This window comes from Natronospirillum sp. (assembly GCF_022565775.1).
Lineage (GTDB): Bacteria > Pseudomonadota > Gammaproteobacteria > Pseudomonadales > Natronospirillaceae > Natronospirillum.
Map to the genome: position 1 here is coordinate 25537 of NZ_JAIUMC010000019.1, position 11776 is coordinate 37312.

Consider the following 11776-nt stretch of genomic DNA (forward strand, 5'->3'; position numbering starts at 1 on the left):
TCTGTTGCCAGCCTCTGTGGCTCAGGGCCCTTCGGCACCTGCCAGCACAAAGAACAGCAGGCGCATAAAGCCGAACATCATCAGCAGGATACCCAATATCGACAGCGTCACACCATATTTTCTTCTGAATTCGAGGACCCGTTCCGGGTCACGGGAAAACTTCACTTTCCCAAAGGCCAGCAACCAGGCCCAGCCTCCGGCCACCAGCAGCAAAGCGCCGCTCATTGCTTCCAGCATCCTTAATCTCCTGCGCAACAGAAAGCCCAGTATCTTGGCTGGCAGCATAGCAGACAGAACCACTGGCCCGACATAGAGACGCTGAAAGCGCGCCGAGGCGTGTTGATATTTTCCGTTTTTGGGGTTATAACGAACACAAACGAACAATAACGATCATCAAAATATCATGAACGAATACCTGATCATCATCGAGCAGGGCACCACACACACCGGTGCCACGCTGATGGACCGACAACTGCAAGTACAGTCTCGTCATCAGGTCAGTTGCCCGGCAGACTATCGGGCGCGCGACCAGTGGGAGTTTGATCCGCAGGTCGTCTGGACGGCGGTCTGCACCTCGGTCCAGAACGTCATCCGCGACTCCGGTATTCCACCATCGGCCATTGCCGGCATGGGTCTGGCGAATCAGCGCGAGACCTGCCTGCTGTGGGAAAAAGACACCGGCAGGCCGGTGCATCCTGCGCTGAGCTGGCAGGACAGAAGAACCGCAAGCATTTGCAGTCGTTGGCGCGAGCAAGGCCATGAGGAGTGGGTTCGACAACGCACCGGCCTGACGCTGGACCCCCAGTTCTCAGCCAGCAAACTCCACTGGCTGTTGCACAACGAGCCCGGATTGCTTGATCGTGCCGTCGCCGGAGAGCTTCTGTTCGGCACCATGGACACCTGGCTGCTGTGGCAACTGACCGGTGGCAAAGTGCACGCCACAGATGCCACCAATGCGGGGCGCACCCTGCTGTACAACCTGCACGACCAACGCTGGGATGACGAGCTGCTGAACTGGTTTGGCATTCCCCGCCAGGTCTTGCCCGAGGTGCGTGACTGCGCCGCCCATTACGGCGACGTTTCTATATCGCTGTTCGGTGCCTCGTTTCCCGTTTGCGCCCTGATCGGCGACCAGCATGCGAGCCTTGTCGGTCACGGATGCCTCGGCAATGGGGAAGGCAAGGCCACCTATGGCAGCGGCTGTTTCGCGTTGGTCAATACCGGTAACAGGCCGATATTCAGTCAGAATCGCCTGCTGACGACGCTTGGCTATCAGATTGCGGGCCAGCCGGTCTATGCGCTGGAAGGCAGCGTGGTGACAGCGGGCTCGGTTGTTGACTGGCTCGAAGAGGACCTGAATATCGTTTCCAATCGGGACGGGCTGGACAAGCTGGCGGAGTCGGTCCCCCTGGAACAGGAAGAAATCATGGTTCCGGCCTTCACCGGACTGGGCGCCCCCTACTGGGAACAACAGGCCCGTGGCGCTCTGTTCGGCCTGACACGGGATACTCGGATACGACATCTGGTAGCCGCGGCGCTGCGCAGTGTGGCCTATCAGACCGAAGACATGCTGAAGGCGATGCGCTATGACGACATCGTTATCGAGAGCCTGTGTGTGGATGGCGGCGAGCTGACCCGACGCTGGTTTCTGCAGAGTCTGGCCGACATCACCGGGGTGGAAGTGGTATCCGGTGACACGGATGCCGTTATAGCGCGCGGGACGGCCATGCTGTGCAGTGTCCAGTTGGGCTGGCACGACTCTCTGGAAGACGCCGGTCAATTGATCCGTTCCGGCCCCCGGTATCAGCCCAAGATAGACGATGCCCTGCGCGACAGCCTACTGCGGCGCTGGGACGAGGCCGTGATGCGCATCCAGACGCCACGCGCCTGATCGAGGGTCAGGTATCCGGCTGGTTTTCCCGCACATACTTGTAGACCGTGTTGCGGCTCACACCCGCCAGTCGTGCGGTTCGACTGACATTGCCGCCCGTCTGCTCGAATATCTGCAACACGGCCTGTACCCGGTCGCTGGAATCAGCGAGATCTGCGGTGATTGGAGGCGCGACGCTTGTCGGCTCCGGCCGGGGTTGCTCGAAATCATCATAGAAATCTGCCGGCAGATGGTCCGCCTCCAGAGTCGGAGGCTCTGACATCGCATGGGCAATCTTCAGCACATTGACCAGTTGACGCACATTGCCCGGCCAGGGGTGGCGTACCAGCAGATCATGTACCTGGGGTGACAATGGCCGGGGTTCTCCGGTTTCTTTCTCCAGACGGCGATAGACATAGTGGATCAGCGCTGCCTTGTCGTGGCGGTTGCGCAGCGCGGGCAACTCTATGTTAAGCCCTGAAATCCGGTAGTAGAGGTCCTGGCGAAACTGCCCCCGATCAACTTCGGACTTGAGGTCCCTGTTGGTGGCCGAAACCAGTCTGATGTCGACAGGAAAGGTCTCGCTCGAGCCCAGCGGTACGACAACCCGCTCCTGCAGCACTCGCAGCAGGCGAGCCTGCACATGCAGGGGCATTTCGCCGATTTCATCCAGGAACAGTGTGCCCCCATGGGCGCGGCGGATCAGCCCGATAGACCCTTTGGTGCTGGCACCGGTAAAGGCGCCCTTTTCGTAGCCAAACAGCTCAGACTCCACCAGTTCGGTCGGGATGGAGGCACAGTTGACCGCCACCAGCGTGTTTCGCTTGCGACTGCTGTGGAAGTGCAGTGACCGCACTAGAATTTCCTTGCCCGCGCCAGTCTCGCCGCGAATCAGGATCGGAATGTCTTTCTCGATGATCTTGCGCGCCTGCGTCAGCACCAGGCGGACCTGCTTGTCGCCATGCTCCAGTTCGTCGAAGGGCACGACGTCCGGCGGGATATCTCCGCGCTCGGGCGGCGCCGAGCGAGCAGCACTGGCCGGCGCCGCAGGCTGCTCCTGAATCCGGAAATCAGGGATCTTCAAGGGTGGGGCCAGCGGGGGCTGAACGCGCACCCACATTCGATAGCGTTCGAACACGCGCAGCGTCAGCGGCACATTGGGCGGCTGCTGGCTGAGTTCGCGGAAGCTGCAGCCGAATATGTTTTCGATGTTCATCAGCGCCAGATCGTGCGCCAGCAGCACCCAGGCTCGCCGATTGGCCGACACCACCACACCTCGATCATCCAGCACCAGCATACCGGCCCAGTGACTGTCCAGACCACTGATGTTGGTACTGAAGGTGATCACATAGTGGTCGTTCTGAAATGCCGCATAGATAAGTTGATTCTCGACGCTGAGCGACATCAGCTTGACCATGCCCAAAGTATGGTCCTGCGGCAGATAGGCGTCCGAGGAAATATCCAGCACACCGATCATTTCTTTCCGGGTGTCATAGATGGGGGAGGCCGAACCTACCATGTAGCGGTTGGCGCGCAGAAAATGCTCATCCCGACTAACCTGCACGGGCTGGCCGGTGGCCAGCGCCGTACCGATGGCATTGGTGCCGACACCCATTTCCTGCCACTGATGACCCGGAACCAGGCCATGCTGGCCACGTCCACGAAAACGGGAGGCGCCCCAGGTATTCAGCACATGTCCGGCATTGTCAGCCAGCACAATGAGGCAGGAGGAATTGGAAAGAATATTTTCGTAATAGGGCAGCACCTCGTTTTCCGTCGTGTGGATGAGGTTCTGGTGTTGGTCCACCAGGGCGGACACTTCACCCTGGCGAGTATCGCCAAAGTCCGGCTGGGTGCCATGCGACAGCCCATAGGATTCACACCGATACCAGGATTTCTCAATCACTTCCTGGTGTGTCAGGGGCGCTTCTGCGCTCTCATGTTCGGTGCTTTCGGCCGGATTGTTATTATTGTCCAGCTGCACTCGTTGCTCTCCTGCGGTTCCTTGAAAGTGGATACCCGCGAAGCGACCTATTCTCCCTGCCTGCCGCCGTTTGTCAATCTGCACTTGGTGGTATGAACAGATCACTGAACAGTCGCATGAACAGTCACTGAACAGTTTGGAGTGTTCAAAGTGAACAGTTTATGAACATACCCGCACATTCGTTTGTTTTCTATATTTCTGCTCACAAGTGCCAAAAATCGCTTTATTGCCATATATTTCAATGGCTTATCATCATTTTCATCAATCTTCACAAAATGTGGCATTCATCTTGAATAATGAGCTGCAGAGCCTGACTGCCGTGAGTGGGCGGTCAGCCACATAAAAATTAAAACGCGAGTACACAACATGTCTCTCATTCTTGAAAACGTCAGCAAGTCTGTTGATGGTCAGGACTGGATTCGCGACATCAACATGACCCTGGAACCCGGGTCCTTCAATGTGCTGCTGGGCCGCACTCTGGCCGGCAAGACCACACTGATGCGCTTGATGGCCGGGCTGGAAAAACCAACATCAGGACGGGTCATCATGAATGGCGTTGATGTCACCGGTGTTCCGGTGCGCAAACGCAATCTGTCCATGGTTTATCAGCAGTTCATCAATTATCCGGCGCTGACCGTCTACGAAAACATCGCCTCGCCGCTGCGCCTGGCCAAACTGCCCGCCACAGTGATTGACGAGCGGGTGCGCGACACCGCCGCCATGCTGCATATCGAGCACCTGCTCAAGCGCCACCCCCTTGAGCTCTCCGGCGGCCAGCAACAGAGGACCGCGATGGCCCGGGCCCTGGTCAAGGACGCGGACCTGATTCTGTTCGACGAGCCACTGGTCAATCTGGACTACAAACTGCGTGAGGAGTTCCGCGAAGAGCTGCGCGAACTGTTCAAGACAAAGAACTGTATCGCCGTCTATGCGACAACCGAGCCCAACGAGGCGCTCGCCCTGGGTGGCCACACTGCTGTCATGCATGAAGGCCGACTGTTGCAGTATGGGCGCACACCGGAGGTCTACCATCAACCGAAGGACATCCTGACCGCAGAGATGTTCTCCGAACCGCCGATCAATGTCGTGCCGGGTCTGGTCACTGAATCCGAGGTCACCTTCGATGAGACGGTGCACTTCAAGCTGAACGCCGACCTTAAATCGCTGACACCAGGGCGCTACAAGTTTGGTGTTCGCGCCTCTCATATAGGTTTGGTGCCACATGCGGACGACGACCTGGAGTTGCCGGTCAATGTGGACCTCGCCGAAATCAGCGGCTCAGAGACCTTTCTCCATGTGCGCAATGACCACTTTCGACTGGTGCTTCACCTGTCGGGCGTGCACGAGTATGGCGTGGACGAAAAGATCAAGATCTATTTCCCCACACACAAGATCTATGCCTTTGACATGGGCGGCGCTGTCGTCCATGTGCCATCTCGCATGGGAGGAGCCTGACCATGGCCGAGATCCGACTGCGCTCACTGGCGCACACCTATGAAACAGACCCGCAGAGTCCGCAGGATTATGCAATCCGGGAGATGGAGCATGTCTGGCATCAGGGCGGCGCCTATGCCCTGCTCGGCCCTTCCGGCTGTGGCAAGTCCACCATGCTGAATATCATTTCCGGTCTGTTGCGACCCTCGGATGGGGACGTGATTTTCGATTCACGCATCGTCAACGACCTGTCGCCACAGGAACGCAATATCGCCCAGGTTTTCCAGTTCCCGGTGATCTACGACACCATGACCGTGTTCGACAACCTGGCTTTCCCGTTACGCAACGTAAAAAAGCCGGAACACATGGTGATGCCCAGAGTGCATGAAGTCGCTGACATTCTGGAATTGACCCACCTGCTGAAGCGCAAGGCCAAGAACCTGACCGCTGACGAAAAGCAGAAGGTTTCAATGGGGCGTGGTCTGGTGCGCGATGACGTGTCGGCCATCCTGTTCGACGAACCGCTGACTGTGATCGACCCGCAATTGAAGTGGAAGCTGCGGCGCAAGCTCAAGCAGATTCATGAGCAGTTCAATATCACCATGATCTATGTGACGCACGATCAGTTGGAAGCCTCGACCTTCGCTGAAAAGATCGCAGTGATGTACGAGGGGCAGATAGTCCAGTTCGGCACCCCGCGCGAACTGTTCGAGAAGCCTGCCCATACCTTTGTCGGGTTTTTTATCGGCAGTCCTGGTATGAACTTCCTTGATGTCGAAGCCACCGAACAGGGTATGCAGTTCGGCGACATCACCATCCCGGTCAGTCAGAAACGGCTCAAGGTGGCCCGCGAGGCCACTTCGGACAATCTGAAGCTCGGCATCCGCCCGGAGTTCATTCATGTCTGGGATGACCGCAACAGCGAAGCCTTCGAGGTCACTGTGAAAGACATGGAAGACCTGGGCACCTACCGCATCATGACCTTCTGGTTTGGCGATGCTCTGATGAAGGCGCGCCTGCACGAGGATCAACGGATCCCGCAGAAAAAGGCCTGGATCAGTTTCCCCGAGCAGTGGCTGAATGTCTACATCGACGAGTTCCGCGTGGAGGTGGATGATGAATAAAGTCGAAAACAACAAGGCGTGGTTTCTCGTCCTGCCCATGCTGTTGCTGGTGGCTTTCTCCGCCATCATCCCGCTGATGACCGTGGTCAACTATTCGGTCCAGGACATTCTCGGCCGGTCTGCCTTCTTTGTCGGCTCCGAGTGGTTCGTGCAGACGCTGAACGACTCTCGTCTGCAGAGCGCGCTGATGCGCCAGTTCGCTTTCTCCTTCACGATTCTGGCCATTCAGGTGCCGCTCGGCATCGCCATCGCCCTGCTGATGCCGAAGAAAGGCTGGCAGGCCTCTGCTGTGCTGATTCTGATCACCCTGCCGCTGCTGGTGCCGTGGAATGTGGTGGGCAGCATGTGGCAGATCTTCACCCGGGGCGACATCGGTCTGATGGGCTACGGTATCCGCCAACTCGGCTATCCGTACAACATTACTCGCAATGCCTCCGATGCCTGGATCACTATCATCATCATGGATGTCTGGCACTGGACCCCCCTGATTGCCTTGCTGTGCTACAGCGGCCTGCGCGCTATTCCGGAAGCCTACTATCAGGCGGCTCAGATTGACCGGGCTTCCAAATGGGCGGTGTTCCGCTATATCCAGCTGCCCAAGCTGACCAATGTGCTGGTCATCGGGGTGCTTCTGCGCTTCATGCACTCGTTCATGATTTATGCCGAGCCCTTCGTACTGACCGGCGGTGGCCCTGGCAGCTCAACCACCTTCCTGAGTCAGACGCTGGCCACCATGGCGATCGGTCAGCAGGACCTGGGACCATCGGCCGCCTTCTCGATCATCTACTTCCTGATCATCCTGGCGGTCAGTTATGTGTTCTACGTGACCATCATGAACATGCAGAAAGACAAAGCAGACAACATCTCAGGGGGTGCATGACATGAGCCAATCCACGATGACCAACACCCAGGCTCAATCGGCAAGCCCTGAAAAGACTGCCGAAGAAGGGCTGACGCGAGCGGTAAGCCGCCAGAAAGGCGAATCAGTAGGTCGCAACCGGTTTTTGCTGTCGATCTATCTGGTTTTCACCCTGTTGCCGATCTACTGGCTGATCAACATGTCGCTGAAGTCCAACCGGGAGATTCTGAGCGTCTTCTCCCTGTGGCCGCAGGCACTGACCTTCGACAGTTACATCAAGATCCTGACTGATCCATCCTGGTACATGGGCTATGTGAACTCGCTGACCTATGTGGCCATGAACATGACGATCAGTATTCTGGTGGCACTGCCAGCGGCGTATGCGTTCAGTCGTTTCAAATTCATCGGCGACAAGCATCTGTTTTTCTGGCTGCTGACCAACCTGATGGCCCCGCCTGCGGTGTTCCTGTTGCCCTACTTCCAGCTGTATTACACAGTCGGTCTGTTCGACACCCATATTGCCGTGGCCCTGGCGCACTGCCTGTTCAACATTCCGCTGGCCGTATGGATTCTGGAAGGCTTCATGAGCAGCGTACCCAAGGAGGTCGACGAGACGGCCTATATCGACGGCTACAGCTTCCCGGCCTTCTTTATCAAGATCTTCATTCCGATGATTCGCTCCGGAATCGGGGTGACCCTGTTCTTCCTGTTCATGTTCTCCTGGGTCGAACTGCTGCTGGCACGCACGCTGACGGCGACCAATGCGCAGCCGATCGGCGCCATCATGACCCGGACCTCAACTGCCTCGGGTGTGGACTGGTCAACACTGGCAGCCGCCGGCGTGCTGACCATAGTGCCGGGCATTCTTGTGGTTTATTTCGTGCGTAACCATATCGCCAAGGGCTTTGCCCTCGGCCGTACCTGAGCAGGAGGGCAGCACAATGCAATGGATGGTTTGGACATTACCGACCGCAATTTTTTTCAGCTCCATCGCCAGTATTCTGGCCGGTATGACGGTCTGGCAGGTGATCTCGCCGACGGTTGAGCGCAAGGGTTTTCTGCCCATTGCCACCACCCGCGGTGACCGCCTGTTCATCGGCCTGTTGAGCTCTGCCTACATTCATCTGGGTGTGGTGGGGTTCACAGACCTCAGTCTTTGGTTGGCCCTGGGCTTTTGCGTCCTCTGGATGGCGATTCTCATGCGCTGGGGTTAAGTCAAAAAAGGGAAAGGACTCACTGAATGTCATGGATGATCATTCGTGCAAGCAACGAGGTAAACATGAAAAATAACAAGACACTGTGCCTATCGGTGTTGGCGAGCAGCCTTATGATAGCCTCCGGCTCTCTGACGGCCAGCTCCCATGACGCCCGGGCAATCGCAGAAAGACTGGTTGATGAAGTCTTCCAGAACTCCACACTGTCCCGCGAAGAACAGATCGAGGAACTGCTTTGGTTCGCAGAAGCTGCCGAACCGTTCCGCGGCATGGAAATCCGGACGGTGGCTGAAGGCCTGGCCGTACACGAGTTCGAACGCGATGTCATGGCGCCTGCCTTCGAAGAGTTGACGGGTATTCGCATTACCCACAACATCATCGGCGAAGGCGATCTGGTCGACACCATGCAGACCCAGATGCAGTCCGGTCGTAATATCTACGACGGCTACATCAATGACTCTGACGCCATTGGTACGCACATTCGTTACGGCACCACCATCAACCTCTCCGAAGCCATGCAGAACGAATGGGCGGATTTCACGCTGCCCACTCTCGATCTGGAAGACTTCATCGGTATTCAATATACCACCGGACCGGATGGCAGCATATACCAGTTGCCGTCGCAGCAGTTTGCGAACCTCTACTGGTTCCGCTATGACTGGTTTACCGACCCGGATCTGATGGCTCAGTTCGAAGACATCTACGGGTATCCCCTGGGCGTGCCGGTCAACTGGTCCGCCTATGAAGACATTGCCGAGTTCTTTACCGAGCACGTCGGCGAGATGGATGGCCAGCAGATCTACGGGCACATGGACTATGGTCGTCGTGACCCGTCGCTGGGCTGGCGTTTCCACGACTCCTGGCTCTCCATGGCCGGCATGGGCAGCCCCGGCATTCCGTTCGGCAACCCGGTCGACGACTGGGGTATTCGGGTCGATGAAGAGGCCCGTCCGGTCGGTGCCAGCATCACGCGCGGTGGCGGTACCAACGCGCCTGCGTCGGTCTATGCCATGACCAAAGCCGTAGATTGGCTGCATGACTATGCTCCGCCCGAGGCCGCCGGCATGACCTTCGGTGAGGCCGGTCCGGTACCCGCGCAGGGCACCATTGCCCAACAGATCTTCTGGTACACCGCGTTCACCGCCGACATGATCGAGGATGGTGTTGCCGTGGTTGATGAAGACGGCATGCCACTGTGGCGCATGGCGCCTTCTCCGACTGGCCCCTACTGGGAAGAAGGCATGAAGGTGGGTTATCAGGACGTGGGTTCCTGGACCTTCTTCGACTCCACACCGGAAGACCGTCGCACCGCAGCCTGGCTGTTCGGTCAGTTCACCGTGGCCAAGACCGGTTCACTGGAGAAACTGATGCACGGCCTGACGCCAATCCGCGAATCTGACATCTTCTCTGATCAGATGACCGAAATGGCACCGCGTCTGGGTGGCCTGGTCGAGTTCTATCGCAGCCCCAACGAGAGCTGGTGGACACCGACAGGTACCAACGTACCCGACTATCCGCGTATGGCACCCCTGTGGTGGCAGAACCTGGCTCCGGTCATGAGCCGTGAAGTCACCCCGCAGGAAGGTCTGGACAACCTGGCCAATGCCATGGATGACATCATGGGCCGCCTGGCGCGCGCTGAGGTGTTCGAGAGCTATGCACCGGTGCTCAACGAAGAGCGGGATCCCGAATACTGGTTCAGCCAGCCGGGCTCACCCAAGCCCAAGCTCGACAACGAGAAGCCACAGGGCGTCACTGTCCCGTACGAGCAGATGATGGAAGAGTGGATGGCCGCGGGCAGCCGCTAAACCAGACCACTGGCCCTGCAGAGTGACAGTGGGTGCGTCCGCACCCGCTGCCTCTGCCACCATGATCGGACACCGGGCTCAGCGTTTCCCGTTCGTCCGATGCGACAACCTGTGTTTTGTAGTGTCCCATTTGGCCGCTCCTTCGGGCGGCCTTTTTTCGCCCGCTCTGTACAATGTTCTCTTAACCAACATAGAACGAAGCCAGAGGGTTTGACGATGGTTTCCGAATATCTTTTCAGCCTCACAAGCACGCAGTCAACGAGCTCTTTTTCAGTGGCGCGCCTGCCTGCGATCCACTTTGGCAGCGGCAGTATCCAACAACTCCCGGATCTGATATCAGCGCAAGGCAATCGAGTATTGCTGGTCACCGGGGGGCGCTCTTTCATCCAGTCGGTGCATTGGCAACCCCTCCTGGAGACCTTGCAGGCAAAGCAGCTCCACTGGCGGCATGAAACCATCACCGGGGAACCCAGCCCGGACCGGATAGACGACATTGTGGCCCGCTATCAGGGTGAGCAGATTGAAGTCGTGGTCGGCATTGGCGGCGGCAGTCCCTTGGACGCGGCCAAGGCAATTGCCGGGTTGTTGCCCTCCGGAAACTCGGTCATGGATCATCTGGAGGGTGTTGGCCGAGGGCTGCCTTACAGGGGTCCTGCACTACCTCTGATCGCTGTGCCCACGACAGCCGGCACCGGCAGTGAAGCCACCAAAAACGCCGTACTGAGTCGTCGCGGACCTGACGGATTCAAGAAATCCTTCCGGGATGACCAATTGGTACCGCGGGTCGCACTGGTCGACCCGGACTTGCTGGCAAGCTGCCCCAAAGCGCAGATCGCGGCCAATGGGATGGACGCCTTCACGCAGCTCCTCGAATCCTGGGTGTCGATCAACGCCAGCCCCTTTACCGATGCGCTGGCCTGGTCCGGCATGGCGGCTTTCAGGGAAGGGCTCTGGGACGCAGTCGAGGCAACCGATCAACGCGCCGCCGGTTACGCCAGACTGGCCTATGCATCACTGATGTCCGGCATTACTCTGGCTCAGGCCGGTCTGGGCTCGGTGCATGGACTGGCCTCGCCTCTGGGTGCCTTCTTTCCGATTCCGCACGGCGAGGTCTGCGGCACCCTGCTGGCGGAAGCCACAGCGATGAATATTGAAGCCCTGCGTGCAAGACAGCCGGATTCAGTGGCCCTCGAGCGCTATGCCGCCGTGGGCCGAATGCTGGCCGATCAGCCTGATCTGGACGACTCCGCAGCGCATACCACCCTGCTGAAAACCTTGCATGATTGGACCGAGCGGCTGCAAATGCCCCGGCTGCGTGACTATGGAATAACACAGGAAGATTTCCCGCAGATCGTCGCCAATGCGCGGGGCGGGAGCATGAAGACGAATCCGATTGTGTTAGCCGACGAGGAGTTGACGAAGATTCTGGAAAGTAGACAGTAGACAGTAGACAGTAGACAGTAGACAGTAGACAGTAGACAGT

At 58.0% G+C, this 11776-nt stretch carries 10 protein-coding genes; 8 read left to right on the forward strand and 2 right to left on the reverse strand.

Translation table 11 applies throughout. From position 1 onward, the window contains the following. Nucleotides 1-21: 21 nt before the first annotated feature. Entirely contained in the window at nt 22-237 is a 216-nt protein-coding gene (locus tag LAT62_RS06150) for a hypothetical protein (RefSeq protein ID WP_293380560.1), read from the reverse strand. Nucleotides 238-403: 166 nt separating this feature from the next. Between LAT62_RS06150 and LAT62_RS06155 the strand changes: the two genes are divergently transcribed. Beyond that, nucleotides 404-1891, forward strand: coding sequence for a glycerol kinase GlpK (locus LAT62_RS06155; RefSeq protein WP_293380563.1), 1488 nt, complete (start codon nt 404-406; stop codon nt 1889-1891). A gap of 7 nt (nt 1892-1898) precedes the next feature. Here LAT62_RS06155 and LAT62_RS06160 read toward each other — a convergent pair whose 3' ends face one another. Next, on the reverse strand, nt 1899-3854 hold the full coding sequence (locus LAT62_RS06160) for a sigma-54-dependent Fis family transcriptional regulator (protein WP_367120534.1): 1956 nt from the start codon (nt 3852-3854) through the stop codon (nt 1899-1901). 366 nt (nt 3855-4220) lie between these two features. On the opposite strand from LAT62_RS06160, the gene LAT62_RS06165 reads away from it, so the two are divergent. The 7 genes from LAT62_RS06165 to LAT62_RS06195 all read left to right on the forward strand — a co-directional run bounded on the left by LAT62_RS06165 (nt 4221) and on the right by LAT62_RS06195 (nt 11736). Beyond that, nucleotides 4221-5309 carry an ABC transporter ATP-binding protein gene (locus LAT62_RS06165; protein WP_293380566.1) on the forward strand — a complete coding sequence of 363 codons (1089 nt, stop codon included), beginning with the start codon at nt 4221-4223 and terminating at the stop codon, nt 5307-5309. A gap of 2 nt (nt 5310-5311) precedes the next feature. Further along, nucleotides 5312-6412: an ABC transporter ATP-binding protein gene (locus LAT62_RS06170; protein WP_293380569.1), complete on the forward strand. Its 1101-nt coding sequence runs from the start codon at nt 5312-5314 to the stop codon at nt 6410-6412. Further along, a complete protein-coding gene (locus tag LAT62_RS06175) occupies nt 6402-7292 on the forward strand; it encodes a carbohydrate ABC transporter permease (protein ID WP_293380572.1) in 891 nt (296 codons plus the stop codon). The genes LAT62_RS06170 and LAT62_RS06175 overlap by 11 nt, the downstream gene beginning before the upstream one ends. 1 nt (nt 7293) lies before the next feature. Then, complete coding sequence (locus tag LAT62_RS06180; RefSeq protein ID WP_293380575.1) at nt 7294-8196, forward strand: carbohydrate ABC transporter permease; 903 nt, start codon at nt 7294-7296, stop codon at nt 8194-8196. 16 nt (nt 8197-8212) lie between these two features. Then, entirely contained in the window at nt 8213-8485 is a 273-nt protein-coding gene (locus LAT62_RS06185) for a DUF2160 domain-containing protein (protein WP_293380578.1), read from the forward strand. A gap of 65 nt (nt 8486-8550) precedes the next feature. Then, nucleotides 8551-10293, forward strand: coding sequence for an ABC transporter substrate-binding protein (locus LAT62_RS06190; RefSeq protein ID WP_293380581.1), 1743 nt, complete (start codon nt 8551-8553; stop codon nt 10291-10293). Between the two features lie 273 nt (nt 10294-10566). Further along, entirely contained in the window at nt 10567-11736 is a 1170-nt protein-coding gene (locus LAT62_RS06195; protein WP_293380584.1) for an iron-containing alcohol dehydrogenase, read from the forward strand. The last annotated feature ends 40 nt before the right edge of the window (nt 11737-11776 follow it).

What these genes read in the sequence shown, in the direction of transcription:
- LAT62_RS06150 (WP_293380560.1), bottom strand. Translation starts at nt 237, where the DNA reads ATGCTGGAAGCAATGAGCGGCGCTTTGCTGCTGGTGGCCGGAGGCTGG.
- LAT62_RS06155 (WP_293380563.1), top strand. Translation starts at nt 404, where the DNA reads ATGAACGAATACCTGATCATCATCGAGCAGGGCACCACACACACCGGT.
- LAT62_RS06165 (WP_293380566.1), top strand. Translation starts at nt 4,221, where the DNA reads ATGTCTCTCATTCTTGAAAACGTCAGCAAGTCTGTTGATGGTCAGGAC.
- LAT62_RS06170 (WP_293380569.1), top strand. Translation starts at nt 5,312, where the DNA reads ATGGCCGAGATCCGACTGCGCTCACTGGCGCACACCTATGAAACAGAC.
- LAT62_RS06175 (WP_293380572.1), top strand. Translation starts at nt 6,402, where the DNA reads ATGATGAATAAAGTCGAAAACAACAAGGCGTGGTTTCTCGTCCTGCCC.
- LAT62_RS06180 (WP_293380575.1), top strand. Translation starts at nt 7,294, where the DNA reads ATGAGCCAATCCACGATGACCAACACCCAGGCTCAATCGGCAAGCCCT.
- LAT62_RS06185 (WP_293380578.1), top strand. Translation starts at nt 8,213, where the DNA reads ATGCAATGGATGGTTTGGACATTACCGACCGCAATTTTTTTCAGCTCC.
- LAT62_RS06190 (WP_293380581.1), top strand. Translation starts at nt 8,551, where the DNA reads ATGAAAAATAACAAGACACTGTGCCTATCGGTGTTGGCGAGCAGCCTT.